Origin of the sequence: Pseudomonas sp. MYb2 (genome assembly GCF_002979955.1) — a bacterium.
Taxonomy (GTDB): Bacteria; Pseudomonadota; Gammaproteobacteria; order Pseudomonadales; family Pseudomonadaceae; genus Aquipseudomonas.
This window is the reverse complement of the sequence record NZ_PCQC01000008.1, coordinates 163,127-180,533: the sequence shown is the minus strand read 5'-3', so window position 1 is coordinate 180,533 and position 17,407 is coordinate 163,127. Positions and strand designations below refer to the sequence as shown.

16 protein-coding genes and 2 tRNA genes are annotated in these 17,407 nt (G+C 58.6%); 14 read left to right on the top strand and 4 right to left on the bottom strand.

Annotation, left to right across the window (positions count from 1 at the left end):
* Nucleotides 1-102 precede the first annotated feature (102 nt).
* The 7 genes from CQ009_RS16305 (at nt 103) to pdeM (ending at nt 7,747) form a co-directional block, all read left to right on the top strand.
* Complete coding sequence (locus CQ009_RS16305; protein WP_007918608.1) at nt 103-885, top strand: transporter substrate-binding domain-containing protein; 783 nt, start codon at nt 103-105, stop codon at nt 883-885.
* A gap of 56 nt (nt 886-941) precedes the next feature.
* A complete protein-coding gene (locus CQ009_RS16300; RefSeq protein WP_105707439.1) occupies nt 942-1,670 on the top strand; it encodes an ABC transporter permease in 729 nt (242 codons plus the stop codon).
* Complete coding sequence (locus CQ009_RS16295) at nt 1,667-2,377, top strand: ABC transporter permease (protein ID WP_008083897.1); 711 nt, start codon at nt 1,667-1,669, stop codon at nt 2,375-2,377. Before CQ009_RS16300 ends, CQ009_RS16295 begins: the two co-directional genes overlap by 4 nt.
* Before the next feature lie 13 nt (nt 2,378-2,390).
* Nucleotides 2,391-3,509 (top strand): succinylglutamate desuccinylase/aspartoacylase family protein, encoded by a 1,119-nt coding sequence (locus tag CQ009_RS16290; protein ID WP_105707437.1) that lies wholly within the window; start codon nt 2,391-2,393, stop codon nt 3,507-3,509.
* 13 nt (nt 3,510-3,522) lie between these two features.
* Nucleotides 3,523-4,287 (top strand): ABC transporter ATP-binding protein, encoded by a 765-nt coding sequence (locus tag CQ009_RS16285; protein ID WP_034154958.1) that lies wholly within the window; start codon nt 3,523-3,525, stop codon nt 4,285-4,287.
* Nucleotides 4,288-4,604: 317 nt separating this feature from the next.
* Nucleotides 4,605-7,094: a ligase-associated DNA damage response DEXH box helicase gene (locus CQ009_RS16280; protein ID WP_105707435.1), complete on the top strand. Its 2,490-nt coding sequence runs from the start codon at nt 4,605-4,607 to the stop codon at nt 7,092-7,094.
* A complete protein-coding gene (gene pdeM, locus CQ009_RS16275; RefSeq protein ID WP_064393098.1) occupies nt 7,091-7,747 on the top strand; it encodes a ligase-associated DNA damage response endonuclease PdeM in 657 nt (218 codons plus the stop codon). Before CQ009_RS16280 ends, pdeM begins: the two co-directional genes overlap by 4 nt.
* 117 nt (nt 7,748-7,864) lie before the next feature.
* Here the strand turns inward: pdeM and CQ009_RS16270 are convergent, their stop codons facing one another.
* Nucleotides 7,865-8,074 carry a hypothetical protein gene (locus tag CQ009_RS16270; protein ID WP_064393099.1) on the bottom strand — a complete coding sequence of 70 codons (210 nt, stop codon included), beginning with the start codon at nt 8,072-8,074 and terminating at the stop codon, nt 7,865-7,867.
* 107 nt (nt 8,075-8,181) lie between these two features.
* On the bottom strand, nt 8,182-8,748 hold the full coding sequence (dcd, locus tag CQ009_RS16265) for a dCTP deaminase (protein ID WP_008083888.1): 567 nt from the start codon (nt 8,746-8,748) through the stop codon (nt 8,182-8,184).
* Nucleotides 8,749-9,102: 354 nt separating this feature from the next.
* Between dcd and CQ009_RS16260 the strand changes: the two genes are divergently transcribed.
* Nucleotides 9,103-9,312 (top strand): cold-shock protein, encoded by a 210-nt coding sequence (locus tag CQ009_RS16260; RefSeq protein ID WP_002554837.1) that lies wholly within the window; start codon nt 9,103-9,105, stop codon nt 9,310-9,312.
* Between the two features lie 163 nt (nt 9,313-9,475).
* On the opposite strand, the gene CQ009_RS16255 is transcribed toward CQ009_RS16260, so the two are convergent.
* Nucleotides 9,476-10,483: a DUF481 domain-containing protein gene (locus CQ009_RS16255; RefSeq protein WP_064393100.1), complete on the bottom strand. Its 1,008-nt coding sequence runs from the start codon at nt 10,481-10,483 to the stop codon at nt 9,476-9,478.
* Nucleotides 10,484-10,646: 163 nt separating this feature from the next.
* Here CQ009_RS16255 and CQ009_RS16250 point away from each other — a divergent pair, with 163 nt between their 5' ends.
* The 4 genes from CQ009_RS16250 to CQ009_RS16235 all read left to right on the top strand — a co-directional run bounded on the left by CQ009_RS16250 (nt 10,647) and on the right by CQ009_RS16235 (nt 15,419).
* A complete protein-coding gene (locus tag CQ009_RS16250; protein ID WP_105707433.1) occupies nt 10,647-11,000 on the top strand; it encodes an MGMT family protein in 354 nt (117 codons plus the stop codon).
* A gap of 43 nt (nt 11,001-11,043) precedes the next feature.
* Complete coding sequence (locus tag CQ009_RS16245) at nt 11,044-12,603, top strand: AmpG family muropeptide MFS transporter (RefSeq protein ID WP_064393102.1); 1,560 nt, start codon at nt 11,044-11,046, stop codon at nt 12,601-12,603.
* A 129-nt stretch (nt 12,604-12,732) separates the two neighbouring features.
* Nucleotides 12,733-14,448, top strand: coding sequence for a proline--tRNA ligase (locus CQ009_RS16240; RefSeq protein ID WP_105707431.1), 1,716 nt, complete (start codon nt 12,733-12,735; stop codon nt 14,446-14,448).
* A 17-nt stretch (nt 14,449-14,465) separates the two neighbouring features.
* Nucleotides 14,466-15,419 (top strand): hypothetical protein, encoded by a 954-nt coding sequence (locus CQ009_RS16235; protein ID WP_105707429.1) that lies wholly within the window; start codon nt 14,466-14,468, stop codon nt 15,417-15,419.
* A 96-nt stretch (nt 15,420-15,515) separates the two neighbouring features.
* Here CQ009_RS16235 and dinB read toward each other — a convergent pair whose 3' ends face one another.
* On the bottom strand, nt 15,516-16,577 hold the full coding sequence (dinB, locus tag CQ009_RS16230; RefSeq protein ID WP_105707427.1) for a DNA polymerase IV: 1,062 nt from the start codon (nt 16,575-16,577) through the stop codon (nt 15,516-15,518).
* Nucleotides 16,578-16,857: 280 nt separating this feature from the next.
* Here dinB and CQ009_RS16225 point away from each other — a divergent pair.
* Nucleotides 16,858-16,934, top strand: a tRNA-Met gene (locus CQ009_RS16225).
* 223 nt (nt 16,935-17,157) lie between these two features.
* Nucleotides 17,158-17,234: transfer RNA gene (locus CQ009_RS16220), tRNA-Met, on the top strand.
* Nucleotides 17,235-17,407: the final 173 nt, after the last annotated feature.

The window sequence follows — 17,407 nt, the reverse complement described above, 5'->3', positions numbered from 1 at the left end:
GGGACTATGGTTCGGAAATTGCTACTTTCTATAGGTCGTACGCGTTCCAGTAACAATAATTCTGCGCCACAAGCGCTCATATTGGTTCTTAGGGATTGAATAATGAAAAAAGCATTGCTGACCCTTTCTGCACTGGCGTTGTGCATGGCCGCTGGCTCCGCGCTGGCCAAGGAATACAAAGAGCTGCGCTTTGGCGTTGACCCTTCGTACGCACCGTTTGAGTCGAAAGCGGCCGACGGCAGCCTGGTGGGCTTCGACATCGACCTGGGCAACGCGATCTGCGCCGAACTGAAGGTCAAGTGCAAGTGGGTCGAAAGTGACTTCGACGGTATGATTCCGGGCCTCAAGGCCAACAAATTCGACGGTGTGATCTCGTCGATGACCGTGACCCCGGCCCGCGAAAAAGTCATCGACTTCTCCAGCGAACTGTTCTCCGGCCCGACCGCTTATGTGTTCAAGAAAGGTTCCGGCATCACCGCAGACGTCGCGTCCCTCAAGGGCAAAACCGTCGGCTACGAGCAAGGCACTATTCAAGAGGCCTACGCCAAAGCCGTGCTGGACAAGGCCGGCGTGAAAACCCAGGCCTATCAGAACCAGGATCAAGTGTATTCCGACCTGACCTCCGGCCGCCTCGACGCCGGTATCCAGGACATGCTGCAAGCCGAACTGGGCTTTTTGAAGTCGCCACAGGGCGCCGACTATGACGTCAGCAAGCCAGTGGACAGCGAATTGCTGCCAGCCAAGACCGCTGTCGGTATTAAGAAAGGTAACACTGAGCTGAAGGCGCTTTTAGATAAAGGTATCAAAGCGTTACACGATGACGGCAAATACGCCGAGATTCAAAAGAAACACTTTGGCGATCTGAATCTGTACAGCGGCAAATAATGCCCCGGCGCCCATCATCGATGGGCGCCTTTTCCATCCGCTCAGGTTGCTGATTTATGTTCGAAACCCTCCTGCAAAATCTGGGGCTCGCCGCCTTCAGCCTCAAGGGCTTTGGTCCTTTGTTGCTGGAAGGCACCTGGATGACTATCAAATTATCGGCGTTGTCGCTGCTGGTGGCCGTGTTGCTCGGCCTGCTCGGCGCCAGTGCCAAACTGTCAAAAATCAAACTGGTGCGCCTGCCCGCCCAGCTCTACACCACGCTGATTCGCGGCGTACCGGATCTGGTGCTGATGCTGCTGATCTTCTACAGCCTGCAAACCTGGCTGACGTCCCTGACTGACTACATGGAATGGGAATACATCGAGATCAACCCATTCAGCGCCGGGGTACTGACCCTGGGCTTCATTTATGGTGCGTATTTCACCGAGACCTTCCGTGGCGCGATCCTCGCGGTGCCGCGTGGTCAGGTTGAAGCTGCCACCGCGTATGGCCTCAAACGCGGCCAGCGCTTTCGTTTCGTGGTGTTCCCGCAAATGATGCGTTTCGCCTTGCCGGGCATCGGCAATAACTGGATGGTGATGCTCAAGGCCACGGCACTGGTGTCGATCATCGGTTTGGCCGACTTGGTCAAAGCCGCGCAGGACGCCGGTAAAAGCACCTATCAACTGTTCTACTTCCTGGTCCTTGCTGCGTTTATTTACTTGCTGATCACCAGTGCGTCGAACTTCATCCTGCGTTGGCTGGAACGCCGCTACGCCGCCGGTGCCCGGGAGGCCGTGCGATGATCGAACTTCTGCAGGAATACTGGCGCGCCTTCCTTTATACCGACGGCCAGAACATCACCGGGCTGGCGATGACGATGTGGCTGCTCACGGCCTCAATCGTTATCGGTTTCCTCGTCTCGATTCCTTTGTCGATCGCGCGGGTATCGCCGCACTTCTACATTCGCTGGCCGGTGCAGTTCTACACCTACCTGTTCCGTGGCACGCCGTTGTATATCCAGTTGCTGATTTGCTACACCGGTATTTACAGCCTGGCCGCCGTGCGGGCGCAGCCGCTGCTCGACAGTTTCTTTCGCGATGCGATGAACTGTACGATTCTGGCGTTCGCCCTCAATACCTGCGCCTACACCACGGAGATTTTCGCCGGGGCGATCCGCAGCATGAACCACGGCGAGGTCGAAGCCGCCAAGGCTTACGGACTGACCGGCTGGAAGCTCTATGCCTACGTGATCATGCCGTCGGCGCTGCGCCGTTCGTTGCCTTATTACAGCAACGAAGTGATCCTGATGCTGCACTCGACCACCGTGGCTTTCACCGCGACGATCCCCGACATCCTGAAAGTCGCGCGGGACGCCAACTCGGCGACCTTCCTGACCTTTCAGTCGTTCGGCATCGCCGCGCTGATCTACCTGACCATTACCTTTGCGCTGGTCGGCCTGTTCCGCCTTGCCGAACGCCGATGGCTGGCCTTCCTCGGCCCGACTCACTAGGACAACACAGCAAATGCGCCACCTGATCCATGACTTGCTGGCCCCGCTGCCGGGGACCGCACGACAGATCCACAGCTTCCACTTTGGCCCGGAGCGGGCCAAAGGCAAGATCTACATCCAGTCTTCACTGCATGCCGACGAATTGCCGGGCATGCTCGTCGCCTGGCATCTCAAGCAGCGCCTGACGGAGCTGGAAGCTGCCGGCCGCCTGCGCAGTCAGATCGTGCTTGTACCGGTGGCCAACCCGGTCGGCCTCGAACAAGTGCTGATGGATGTGCCGCTGGGCCGCTACGAACTGGAAAGCGGACAGAACTTCAACCGCTGGTTCGTCGACCTCAGCGAGGAAATCGGCAACGCCATCGAGGGCAGGCTGAACGACGATCCGCAGCACAACCTTGAACTTATCCGCACGCATCTGCGTGACGCCCTCGCCCGCCAGACCGCCGCTACGCAACTGCAATCCCAGCGCCTGACCCTGCAACGGTTGGCGTGCGATGCCGACATGGTGCTGGATTTGCACTGCGATTTCGAATCGGTGGTGCACCTTTACACCACGCCTGAAGCCTGGCCGCAGGTCGAGCCATTGGCGCGTTATATCGAGGCTCAGGCGAGCTTGCTGGCCACCGATTCCGGCGGCCAGTCGTTCGACGAATGTTTCACCCTGTTGTGGTGGCAATTGAAGGAACGCTTCGCCGAACATTTCGAGATTCCCCTCGGCAGTTTCTCGGTGACCGTCGAGTTGCGCGGCCAAGGTGACGTCAATCATCCGATGGCCAGCCGCGACTGTCAGGCGCTGATCGACTATCTGATCCAGTTCGATGCAATCGTCGGCGAAACCAAACCGCAGCCGCCATTGCCGTTTCCGGCCACCCCGCTGGCCGGTGTCGAACCGGTGACCACGCCGGTTGGCGGCTTGCTGGTGTACAGCGTCACAGCAGGGCAATACCTGGAAGCCGGCCAGCAAATCGCCGAAATCATCGACCCGATCCACGACAAGGTCACCCCCATTCATTGCGTCGCCGCCGGCCTGCTGTATGCCCGTTCGCTGCGACGCATGGCCACGGCCGGCATGGTCATCGCCCACGTCGCGGGCGCCGAAGCCTACCGCAGCGGCTACCTACTTTCGCCTTGAGGATGTCTGTCCCATGTACAAACTGACCGTTGAAGGCCTGCACAAAAGCTATGGCGACCATCAGGTGCTCAAAGGCGTTTCGCTCAAGGCCAAGACCGGCGACGTGATCAGCCTGATCGGCGCCAGCGGCTCGGGCAAAAGCACCTTTTTGCGCTGCATCAACTTTCTCGAACAACCCAACGACGGCGCCATGAGCCTCGATGGCCAGGCGATCCGTATGGTCACCGACCGCCACGGCATGCATGTCGCCGACGCCGATGAACTGCAACGCCTGCGCACGCGACTGGCCATGGTGTTTCAGCATTTCAACCTGTGGAGCCACATGACCGTGCTGGAAAACATCACCATGGCCCCGCGCCGGGTACTGGGTTGCAGCAAACAGGAAGCCGACGATCGTGCCCGGCGTTATCTGGACAAGGTCGGCTTGCCGGCGCGGGTGGCGGATCAGTACCCGGCATTTCTTTCTGGCGGTCAGCAACAGCGCGTGGCGATCGCTCGGGCGTTGGCGATGGAACCGGAAGTGATGTTGTTTGACGAACCGACTTCAGCGCTCGATCCGGAGTTGGTCGGGGAAGTGTTGAAGGTGATTCAAGGCCTGGCTGAAGAGGGTCGAACCATGATCATGGTCACCCACGAAATGAGCTTCGCGCGCAAGGTGTCGAGCCAGGTGCTGTTCTTGCACCAAGGTCTGGTGGAAGAAGAAGGTGCGCCCGAAGACGTATTGGGTAACCCGAAGAGCGAACGCTTGAAGCAATTTCTCAGTGGCAACCTGAAGTAGCCTCAGGGTTGAAACAGCAGCAGCAGCCGGTTTTCCGGCTGCTGTTATTCAGGCATCAGGTTCAAGCTGGATGATCGAACTTGAAACTGCCATTTTCAATCAGGATTGCATTTCCATCGGTACCGCTGAAGGTGCCGGAAAACTGCGCGTTCCCGCCTACCGTCAATTCCATTGTCCCCGGAAAAACCACGGCCTCTGAAGTCTGATTTTCACCTCGCATAGCTGCGGTTGCTCGCGGCTGCGAAGTGATGGAAATTAAACTTGTCATAGCGCTGCATGGTCACTGGAAGAACATCTTCTGAGCGCACGTAGCCGGCATGCCCATCTCGCCCGACCTCGCAAAAATCTGGTTCAGCGCCCGCCACTGGAAGCCGTTCACTTTTCAGAAACAAGTCTGGGCGGCGGTCAAACGTGGGGAATCCGGATTGCTCCATGCCAGCACCGGTGCCGGCAAAACCTATGCGGTGTGGTTCGCTGCGCTCAACCGTTTCGCCAAACCCGCTGCCATCGTTGAAACCTCTCGCAAGCGCAAACCACCGGCCGAACCACTGACCGTGTTGTGGATCACGCCCATGCGCGCCCTCGCCGCCGACACCGCACGCGCGCTGCAAGCCCCTGTCGAGGATTTGCAAATACCGTGGAGCATCGGTCTGCGCACCGGCGACACCAGCAGCAGCGAACGCGCCCGCCAAAGTCGACGCCTGCCGACCACGTTGATCACCACACCGGAAAGCCTGACATTGCTGCTGGCCCGCGCTGATGCGCAGGTAGCGCTGTCGACGCTGCGGATGATCGTCGTCGACGAATGGCACGAACTGCTTGGCAACAAGCGCGGTGTGCAATTGCAACTGGCCCTCGCGCGTTTGCGGCGCTGGCAACCGGATCTGATTGTCTGGGGCGTCTCCGCCACGCTCGGTAATCAATCCCACGCCGAGGAAGTACTGATCCCACAGGGCGATGGCATCAGTGTTCACGGGCAAAGCGAAAAATCGCTGAAAGTCGACACCCTTATCCCGCCGTCCATTGAGCGCTTTCCGTGGGCTGGGCACATCGGTCTGAAGATGCTGCCCCAGGTCGTTGCCGAACTCGACGCCTGTGTTAGCACGCTGGTCTTCACCAACACCCGGGCGCAGTCGGAGATCTGGTATCAGGCGTTGCTTGAAGCGCGGCCGGACTGGGCTGGATTGATCGCGCTGCATCACAGCTCTCTGTCTCGCGACACCCGCGACTGGGTCGAGAAAGCCTTGAAGGATGGCCTGTTGAAAGCCGTGGTCTGCACCTCGAGCCTGGATCTGGGCGTGGACTTTCTGCCGGTCGAGCGCGTGCTGCAAATCGGTTCGGCCAAAGGTGTCGCACGTCTGATGCAGCGCGCCGGGCGTTCGGGCCATGCACCCGGGCGTACCTCTCGGGTGACGCTGGTGCCGACCCACAGCCTTGAATTGATCGAAGCCGTTGCTGCCCGCGATGCAGTCGAGCAACGGCGCATCGAACCGCGCCTGTCACCGCACAAACCGCTGGATGTGCTGGTCCAGCATCTGGTCAGCATGGCGCTGGGTGGTGGATTTTTGCCGGATGAGTTGTACGAAGAAGTCCGCAGCGCCTGGGCTTATCGTGATCTGACGCCTGCGGACTGGACGTGGGCGCTGGCTTTCGTACGCCACGGCGGAATGTCTCTGACAGCCTATCCGGATTACCGCCGGGTTGAACCGGATGAACATGGCGTCTGGCGTGTACCGGATGCGCGTCTGGCACGGCGCCACCGCATGAGCGTGGGCACCATCGTCAGCGATGCCAGCATCAACCTGAAGTTCTGGAGCAAGGGCGGCGGCGGTAAACAGCTGGGCAGCGTCGAAGAAGGTTTTATCGCCCGGCTCAAACCCGGCGATGGGTTTCTGTTCGCCGGGCGTTTGCTGGAGTTGGTGCGCGTGGAAAACATGACCGCTTACGTCAAGCGCAGCAGCGTGAAAAAAGCGGCGGTGCCGCGCTGGAATGGCGGGCGCATGCCGCTCTCCAATGAACTGGCGCAAGCCGTGGTGACACGCTTCAGTGCGGCCGCAGAAGGTGAGTTCATCGGCGCGGAAATGCAGGCACTGCGACCGCTGCTGGAGACTCAGGCTCGCTGGTCGGGTCTGCCGACCGTTAACAATATGCTCGCGGAGGTGCTGAAATCCCGCGAGGGCTGGCATCTTTTCCTCTATCCGTTCGCCGGGCGGCAGGTGCATCTGGGGCTGGCGAGTTTGCTCGCCTGGCGCGTCAGTCAGCGCCAACCGGTGACGTTCTCGATTGCGGTGAATGATTACGGTCTGGAGCTGCTCAGTGCCACGCCGGTGGATTGGTCGAAGCAGCTCAACGCTGAACTGCTCGACCCTGGGCATCTTTTGGCTGACGTTCTGGCAAGTCTCAATGCTGGCGAACTGGCTTTGCGGCGTTTTCGCGAAATCGCGCGAATTGCCGGACTGGTGTTCGGCGGTTACCCCGGCGCGCCGAAAAGCACCCGACAGGTGCAGGCTTCGAGCGGACTGTTCTTTGAAGTATTTAAACAATATGACGCGGACAACCTGTTGCTCGCCCAGGCCGGGGAAGAAGTCCTGCGCGAAGAGCTGGATATTCGTCGACTGGAACAGACGCTGGATCGCATCAATCGGATGAAACTCGACCTGCAGCAGATCAAACGTCCTACGCCATTGGGCTTTCCGTTGCTGGTGGAGCGCATGCGCGAAAGTATGAGTTCGGAAAAACTCGCCGACCGGATCAGACGGATGGTCGGGGATCTGGAAAAATCGGCCGACAAGGGCAAACGCCCATGAATACGCCTTATCCCGTAAGACTGGCCGGGGAAGAGCTTTGGCTGCTGCCGGAAAAAGCCCTGTACTGGCCGGCGCAACAGGCGCTGCTGATAGCCGACGTGCATTTCGGCAAAGCCGCGGCTTACCGCAGCCTCGGCCAACCGGTTCCGCAGGGCACCACGGCGAGCAATATCGCGGTGATTGATCGATTGCTGGCAACGCTGCCCTGCCGACAACTGATATTTCTCGGAGACTTCCTGCATGGCCCCGGCTCGCACGCTGCGGGCACTTTAGGGGCGTTGGCGGAATGGCGTGCACGCCACGCGGGTCTGCCGATGACGCTGATTCGCGGCAATCATGACAAACGCGCAGGGGATCCACCGGCGGCGCTGAACATTCGAGTGGTGCCAGAGCCGCTATTGTTGGGCCCATTCGCCCTGCAGCACGAGCCCGAGCCACATCCTCAACGGCATGTGCTGGCCGGACATGTGCATCCGGTTTATCGGCTGCATGGCAAGGGCCGCCAGAGTTTGCGGCTGGCGTGTTTCAGGTTGGGTGAACGCATCAGTCTGATGCCCGCGTTCGGCGCGTTTACCGGCGGTTATCCGGTCGAGAGGGATGACTGCTGCAAAATCTTTGTCATCGGTGATAACCAAATCTGGCCAGTCAGTTGAACCGCCCCTCAACCCTGCAGGAGCAGAGCTTGCTCACGAAGGCGTCCGCCCATTCACCCAGGATGAAACAGACAGACCGCTTCGCGAGCAAGCTTCGCTCCTACAAAAGCACAAGCATCAGGCCACCGGCGCCGGTGGTGGCTCATCCGGCAGGGTCGGCTCGCCCGGTTCGGTCGGCTGTTCGTTGGGCGTGTCGGGATCAGGCTGTCCGGGAATTCCACCGGCCATGCTCAAGGATGGTTGTGCCAACAGGGACCAGGCCAATACGCCAACCTGATTGGGCTCAAGCCTTGCCAGCTCGGCACTGATATGCGGATCGATCTTCATGGAGCACTCCTCGGCGAAGGCCCGTTTTGCCAGAAGCAAGAACGGGCAGTACACCCCATAGAGTGTCTGCCCGCCAAAGAATTCCCGACATCCGCCGGATGGACTAATCAGGTACGCGGCAGAGTCACGCCACGCTGGCCCTGGTACTTGCCGCCGCGATCCTTGTAGGAAACTTCACATTCTTCATCGGATTCAAGGAAGAGCATCTGCGCCACGCCTTCGTTGGCGTAGATTTTCGCCGGCAGGTTGGTGGTGTTGGAAAATTCCAGGGTCACATGACCTTCCCACTCAGGCTCAAGCGGCGTGACGTTGACGATGATGCCGCAACGCGCGTAAGTGCTCTTGCCCAGGCAAATGGTCAATACGTTGCGTGGAATGCGGAAGTATTCGACGGTGCTGGCCAGGGCGAACGAGTTCGGCGGAATGATGCAGACGTCGCTGTGGACGTCGACGAAGCTGCCCGGGTCGAAGTTTTTCGGGTCGACGATCGACGAGTTGATGTTGGTGAACACCTTGAAATGGTTGGTGCAACGCACGTCGTAGCCGTAGCTCGACACACCGTAGGAGATCACTCGGCTGTCGTCGCTGCCGCGCACCTGGCGCTCGACGAACGGCTCGATCATGCCCTGTTCCTGCGCCATGCGGCGAATCCACTTGTCCGATTTGATGCTCATGGCGGGGTGTCCTGAATAGCGAGGTGGAAAAATTCTGTCCGGCATCTTACCGGGCGCGCCGCCTCGTTCAAAGTGCGCACTGCAATTCTCGGCGATCCCCCATGATTTACGCGGTCTGGCGACGAACCGTCACACCGCCGATCCCTAAATCGAAGAAACCTTCGCAAGAAGCATTGGCACGTCTCGGAAAAAGGGTTAAGGTGGCGCCACTGTGCTGCTTGTGTCACTGAGAATCTCTACACGATATGTTGAATTTCGATCCAACCATCTACAAGAATTTTTCCTGCTCTTTGCACTCAGTCTCGGCCAGGGTTCTTCCTGAGTCGCAGTTATCTTTGTTCAAGGAGTTACACCATGTCTAATCGCCAAACCGGTACCGTTAAGTGGTTCAACGATGAAAAAGGCTTCGGCTTCATCACTCCACAATCCGGTGACGACCTGTTCGTTCACTTCAAAGCTATCCAATCCGACGGCTTCAAAAGCCTGAAAGAAGGCCAACAGGTTTCTTTCATCGCTACCCGCGGTCAGAAAGGCATGCAAGCTGAGGAAGTACAAGTTATCTAACTTGTAGCTTCTTTAGAAAAAAGCCCCGCCCTTAAAAGCGGGGCTTTTTTGTGGGCGACTATTTTTCAGCGCGCAAAAAAAGATCGCAGTCTTTGGCAGCTCCTAAAGGATGTATATCAATCCTCTTTAGGAGCCGCCGAAGGCTGCGATCTCTGCTTTTGCCTTACCAGGCCACGCCAAACCCAGCGGTGTAACGGGTCTTGTTCAGATCGGCATCGTTAGTGCCGCTGATGATGTCACGCTCCGCCTTGAGATTGAGCGACGCCCAGTCGGTGACCTTGTAGCGCAAGCCCATCTCGGCATCCAGTGCGTAGTCAGCCACGCCAGACAACGGCTTGCCGACTTCACCGTTGGTGAAGAACTCGACCTTCTTGCCAATCAGGTAGCGGTTGTAGTCCCACTTCATGGCGACGGAGTAGAAGTTGTCCTTGCTACCATCGCGATACTCGTAATCAGTGCGGTTGAGCAGCGAGCCGAGAGAGAACGCCCCCAGCTCATCGTCCCAGAACTGGTAACCGGGACCGGTACCCACCACGCGTTGGCGGGCCAGCTCTTCGATGTGATCACGCTTGTAATTCAAACGCCCCTGCCAGAACCACTGATCAGTGAGGAAGCGGTCCAGCGAGTATTCCGCGCGCCAGTTGTCGGTGGTGGTTACATCGTCCTGCACTTCGCGGTTGTATTCACCTTCCGCGATGTGCCGCCAGCGACCATGCCGCGCAGTGGTCTTGAAGCCGACGTCATAGTCGTCGGTATCCTTCTCGGCACGCTGATAGTCCAGCGCCAGGTCGACATTACCCTTCCAGACCAGATCCTCGACCACCGGTTTGGGCTTGAGAATCTGCTGAATGCTCGCCAGCTCGACCGTCTTCGGCGCCTCACCATTGGCCAGGGTAACCTTGCCGTCTTCCGCTGCGCTCAGCGATTTGGACACTTCGCCGGTGTAGGCATCCTGCTTGACCAGCAAGTGCTGATCGCTGTCCAGGGTCTTGACCTCTTTCCAGTCAATCGTGACCGCGCCAGCGTATTTGGTCTGGATCAACAGCTTGCCGCCATCGAACACGGTAATGGTGCCGCTCAACTTGTCACCGTTCTTCAACCAGACGGTGTCGGCAAGCAAGGGCGTGGACGCACTGAAAACAGCTAGGCACAGCAGGGATCTGGACAACATAAGCGAATCAAAGGCTCAAGTTTGCGAAAAAGTCGGCATTATCCGTAGGAATAAGACCCTGACAAGGACTGACCGGACTATTTCTATTGAGTTCATTTCTCAACTGCGCAGTCACGCATTACCCTCGCAGCGACAACTGCGCCGAAGTTCAGGAACCACGCCCGTGACAGACCCGATCCACGAAGATGAGAGCGAAGCGCAAATCCGACGCACGGCGCTCTACTCGACCCTCGCGCAAGTCCCCGAGGGCAAAGTCGTCAGCTATGGTCAGTTGGCCGAACTGGCCGGGTTGGGGCGCGCCGCCCGCTGGGTCGGTCGTACGTTGAGTCAATTGCCCGACGATACCAAGTTGCCCTGGCACCGCGTGCTGGGCGCTGGTGGGCGGATCAGCCTGCCGGTGGGCAGCCCGTCGGGCGACGAACAAAGGGCCAGATTGCGCATGGAAGGCATCACCGTCCGGAATAATCGTGTGGATATTCAGCGCCATGGCTGGCGTCCGGTAGAGCACAGCGGTTAGAGTGCGCGCTTTGTTTTCGCAATCTTGAGGCAGACTTCAGCCCATGCCCCGTAAAACCTGGCGCGCCGCGCTCGCCGCCTATGCCAGTCCTTCGACGCTCGTGCTGTTGTTGCTCGGTTTCGCTGCCGGCCTGCCGTACATGCTGGTGTTTTCGACGCTTTCAGTCTGGCTGCGTGAAGCGGGCGTCGCCCGTGAAACCATCGGCTACGCCAGCCTGATCGGTCTGGCTTATGCGTTCAAATGGGTCTGGTCACCGTTGCTCGACCAATGGCGCCTGCCGCTGCTCGGCAAACTTGGCCGCCGCCGTTCATGGCTGGTGCTTTCTCAGGTGCTGGTGATCCTCGGCCTGATCGGTATGGGGTTCTGTGATCCGCAGAAACATCTGTCCTGGCTGATCGCCATTGCCGTTGTCGTCGCTTTCGCCTCCGCCACCCAAGACATTGCGGTCGACGCCTATCGCCTGGAAATCGCCGAAGACAACCGTCAGGCCGCCCTCGCCGCCAGTTACATGTCCGGTTACCGCGTCGCCGCCCTGCTCGCAACTGCCGGCGCATTGTTTTTCGCCGAAGGTTTCGGCTCTACCGGTTTCAATTACAAACACTCGGCCTGGACTGGCACCTATGTGCTGTTCGGTGCATTGATGGTGCCGGCGCTGCTGACCACGTTGTTCATGCGCGAGCCGCCGGTGCCGCTGCGCACTCAGCTGCAGGCCGGGCGCTACACCTTCATGCATCAATTGATGTCGGTGTTCGTGCTGATCGTGCTGCTGGTGTCCGTACCGGCGATGTTCACCCAGCTCTACAACACCGATTTCGCCAGCGTGCTGTTCGGCGGCATGAGTCCGCTCGACCTGCTGCTCGAAGACCGCGCCTTTCTGCGCGCCATTCTCTATACGCTGCTGACCGGTCTGTGCCTGTCGACCATGGGCCGCCGTGGTCTGGCGCCAGTGCTGACACCGGTCAACGACTTCATTCTGCGTTACCGCTGGCAGGCGCTATTGCTGCTCGGCCTGATCGCTACCTATCGGATGTCGGACACGGTGATGGGCGTGATGGCCAACGTGTTCTACATCGACCAGGGGTTCACCAAGGATCAGATCGCCAGTGTCAGCAAGATCTTTGGCCTGATCATGACCCTCGTCGGCGCCGGCATGGGCGGCCTGCTGATCGTGCGTTTCGGCATTCTGCCGATTCTGTTTATCGGTGGTGTCGCTTCGGCAGCTACCAACCTGCTGTTCGTGATGCTCGCCGACATGGGCCCGGACCTGCAGATGCTGGTGGTGACCATTTCCCTCGATAACTTCAGCTCGGGCCTCGCGACTTCGGCGTTCGTTGCCTACCTGTCGAGCCTGACCAACCTGAAGTTCTCGGCCACGCAATACGCCCTGCTCAGCTCGATCATGCTCTTGCTGCCACGTTTGATGGGTGGTTATTCCGGGGTTCTGGTCGAGAAGTTCGGCTATCACAGCTTCTTCCTGATAACCGCGCTGCTCGGCGTACCGACGCTGGTGCTGATCGCATTGCACTGGTTCCAGGAGAGCCGCCGTGAAGGCCCGACGCCAACGCCCGAGCCGGTACCGACACCTGTCGCGGAAGAATCGTAAGACGTTTCCTCAACGGCGGGAGGAATTCCGCTGTTGAACCTCTACACCGGCCGCACGCCTGTACGTCAGCAAAACTCGCCGGTACACTGCTCCGTCATTTCCAGTCATAGCAACCGACAACGGCCAACCATGCGCACCAGTCAATTTTTGCTCGCCACACAGAAAGAAACGCCTTCCGATGCGGTCGTGATCAGCCATCAGCTGATGCTGCGCGCCGGGATGATCCGCAAACTCGCCTCGGGCCTTTACACCTGGCTGCCCATGGGCCTGCGAGTCATGCGCAAGGTTGAAGCCATCGTTCGCGAAGAGATGAACGCCGCCGGCTCTCTGGAAGTGTTGATGCCGAGCACCCAACCGGCCGAGCTGTGGCAGGAATCGGGGCGCTGGGAAGAATACGGCCCTGAGTTGCTGCGCATCAAAGACCGCCACGGTCGCGACTTCTGCGCGGGCCCGACCCACGAAGAAGTGATCACCGATCTGATGCGCAACGAGTTGAGCAGCTACAAACAGCTGCCAATCAACCTGTACCAGATCCAGACCAAATTCCGTGACGAAATCCGTCCACGCTTCGGTTTGATGCGCGGCCGCGAATTCATCATGAAGGACGCTTACTCCTTCCACGCAGATCAGGCGTCGCTGCAAGTCACCTACGACCGCATGCATGAAGCCTACTGCAACGTGTTCACGCGTCTGGGCCTGAAATTCCGTCCGGTTGAAGCCGACAACGGTTCGATCGGTGGTGCCGGTTCGCACGAATTCCACGTACTGGCCGAGTCCGGCGAAGACGACATCGTCTTCAGCAACGGTTCCGACTACGCCGCGAACATTGAAAAAGCCGAAGCCGTGCCACGCGAGACTTCGCGTCCAGCGCCGGCCGAAGAGCTGCGCCTGGTCGACACGCCAGACACCAAAACCATCGCGGCACTGGTGGAAAAATTCAATCTGCCGATTGAAAAGACCATCAAGACCCTGATCGTGCGCGCCGAAGAAGAAGGCAAGCTGATCGCGCTGGTCATCCGTGGCGACCACGAGCTCAACGAAATCAAGGCAGCCCAGCAACCTGGCGTGGCCAACCCGCTGGTCATGGCCACCGACGCCGAACTGCGTGACGCCATTGGCGCCGGCGCAGGTTCCCTCGGCCCGCTGAACCTGCCGCTGCCGATCCTCATCGACCGCTCGGTCGAACTGATGAGCGATTTCGGCATCGGCGCGAACATTGACGACAAGCACTACTTCGGCGTGAACTGGGAGCGTGATCTGCCGGTTCCGACCGTGGCCGACCTGCGTAACGTGGTCGCTGGCGACCCAAGCCCGGACGGCAAAGGCACCCTGGAAATCAAGCGCGGCATCGAAGTCGGGCACATCTTCCAGCTGGGCAACAAGTACAGCAAAGCAATGAAGTGCGAAGTACTGGGCGAGAACGGCAAGCCAGTGACCCTGGAAATGGGTTGCTACGGCATCGGCGTTTCCCGCGTGGTGGCTGCGGCCATCGAGCAGAACAACGACGCCAACGGCATCATCTGGAGCGACACCCTGGCGCCGTTCCAGATCGCTCTGGTACCGCTGCGTTATGAAACCGAGCAGGTGCGCGAAGCCACCGACAAGCTGTACGCCGAATTGACGGCGGCCGGTTTCGAAGTGCTGCTAGACGATCGCGACAAGAAAACCAGCCCGGGCATCAAGTTCGCGGACATGGAACTGATCGGCATTCCTCACCGGATCGTGGTCAGCGACCGCGGCCTCGCCGAAGGCAACCTGGAATACAAGAGTCGTACCGAAGGCGAAGCGCAAGCATTGCCGGTGGCTGACGTATTGTCCTTCCTGCAGGCCCGTATCCGCCGCTGAAACCAGATAGAGACGTCATGTTCAAGCGAAACACCTTAGGCCTCGGAGGCACCGCCCTGTGCGGTGCCCTGCTGGTCAGCGGCTGTGCCAATCACATGTCACAACGCAGCGAGCACGAAGAGCGGGTCGAGCGGAAGTTGCTCGACCACAGCCTGCAGATTGATGTCGGTGAGCCTAAGGCGCTTGAGCTGCCGCAGCGGCGCGTGAAGATCAACGAACAGAAGACTTTCGAAGTCACCGAGTTCGAGGTCACCCGTCATTACGATCGCTACACGCCTTACCAGCCTTGGCGGGAGGCCTACGAGATCCCGCTGGGCGTAGTGGCCGTGGTCGGCGGCGTCGGTGCGAATGTGGTCAACGTTTTTGCGTTGGGCAACCTGCCGGACAGCGTGACCAAGGACTGGCTGAGCTACGGTTTTGCCGGGCTCAATCCGTTCATGAACGTACAGTCCAACGGTCGTGCGCAACAAAACCTCGCGGGCATCGATGAAGTCCAGCGCGACAAGCGCACGGAGTATTCGAGCCTGCCATGGAGTGAGCGCCCGGTACAGGTCAAGGCTGGCAAACAGACCTTCGACATGACCACCGATCGCAACGGTGTACTGCGCCTGAATCTGCTCGACAGTCCCTTTGCTGAAAATGATCTCAATCATGTCGGCAAATTGCAGATCAGTGTCGAAGACAGCAAGGATGACGTGCACTCGGACTCGACGCTGATGATCAGCAGTCACCTGCGTGGCAAGTTGCTGGAAGCGCACGGGCTGATTTATGACGACCTCGAAGACGACGAAGTGAGCCAGTGGGTACACCGGGTCAAGCGTCTGTCGGAACTGGGTCTGGAAGAAGAAGCCAGCGAACTGGAACAAAGCCTGATCGAACTGACGCGCAACGATCCTGAGTTACAGACTGAGTTTCTCAAGTCGCTGACCAAGGATGCCGGGCGCTTGGTGGCGGATCCAGGACCGAATTAAAGCCTATTAAAAGATCGCAGCCTGCGGCAGCTCCTACATGGGAACGCATTTCTCTGTAGGAGCTGCCGCAGGCTGCGATCTTTTGCTTTTAACGGACTACCGCTCAAACAACTCCATCTGCTCAAACCCGCCGCGCAAGTCCTCCAGCCTCACCCCGACCCCGAGCAACCGCACCGGTTTCCCGCCGCGATTGAACGCCTGCGTCAGCATCAACTGATAACTGCCCAGATCCCGCCCTGCCCCGGCCTGCTCCAGCGTGGTCTGGGTGAAATCATGAAACTTCACTTTGACGAACGGCTTGCCCGGCCGATAACTGCTGTCGATCCGTGCCATCCGTGTTTTCAGGGTTTCCAGCAGTTCCGGCAATTTATCCAGGCAACTGCGCAGATCCGGCAGATCAACGTCGTAGGTGTTTTCCACGCTGATTGACTGACGCCGACTGTCGTTGTGCACCAAGCGATCATCAATCCCACGAGCCAGACTCCACAGTCGCTCACCGAAGCTGCCGAATTCACGCACCAGGGCCAACTTGTCCCACTCGCGCAACTGCGAGCAGTCGACGATGCCGAGCCTGCCCAGCTTGTCCGCCGTGACCTTGCCAACACCGTGCAACTTGCTCACCGGCAAACCACTGACGAAGTCTTCGACCTGATCCGGGGTGATCACGAACAAGCCGTTGGGCTTTTTCCAGTCGCTGGCGATCTTCGCCAGAAACTTGTTCGGCGCTACGCCTGCGGACACAGTGATGTGTAATTGATTGGAGACTCGGCGACGGATGTACTGCGCAATGCGCGTGGCACTGCCGCCGAAATGCGCGCTGTCCGACACGTCCAGATACGCCTCATCCAGCGACAAAGGCTCAATCAAGTCAGTGTAATCGGCAAAAATCGTATGAATCTCTTTCGAGGCTTCGCGATAAGCGTCCATGCGCGGCTTGACGATGGTCAGGTCCGGGCACAGCTTCAAGGCATGCCCCGACGCCATCGCCGAGCGCACGCCGTATGCCCGCGCTTCATAGTTGCAGGTGGCGATCACCCCTCGCCGATCCGCCGAACCACCCACCGCCAAAGGCTTGCCGGCCAGACGCGGGTCATCGCGCATCTCGATGGCGGCGTAAAAACAATCGCAGTCGATGTGGATGATTTTTCGCTGTGTCATGTCAGAAAAGGAAACGTGGCGAACCGGATCGGCAGTATCTCACTGACACCTGTATATAGCACCAGTGGTATGAATGTTCTTTTGCGCACGTAGGAAAAGGCCTTTGAATTTATTTTCTCAATCGACAAACGATCGCCAATAGAGCTGAAAGCCTTGCCCCACCTGCCCTGCAACGTAAAAAACACCCGACAAAAATCGCTAACCGATTGAACCTCAACAGATTTTATCCAGATTGCGGGTTGACACCCCGGCGTTCCTCTGTAGAATGCCGACACACAGACGCGGGATGGAGCAGTCTGGTAGCTCGTCGGGCTCATAACCCGAAGGTCGTCGGTTCAAATCCGGCTCCCGCAACCAAACATCAAAAAAGGCTACTCGAAAGAGTGGCCTTTTTTGTGCGCGTGTGTTTTTTTGAATTTCGTCTTCTTATAGAGAAGCGAGCGCCAAACAGGAATTCTTTGCATTTCCGCAGCTTAACGCGTCACCTGCGACCGTTTGACGCGATTCCACACTTATTTGACCCTTTATGGGATTAGCGGTTGACACCCCGTCGTTCGTCTGTAGAATGCCGCCACACAGACGCGGGATGGAGCAGTCTGGTAGCTCGTCGGGCTCATAACCCGAAGGTCGTCGGTTCAAATCCGGCTCCCGCAACCAAACATCAAAAAAGGCTACTCGAAAGAGTGGCCTTTTTTGTATCTGTTGAAAAAGTCCTTTCGCAACAATGATCTGTCACTGTGCAGTGAACCGCTTGGGATCATCAGAAGTCCTGACTTGCGACTATGCTTGAGTCACAGGCAAGGCCTCTGCAATCCAGGAACTGCCCTCGC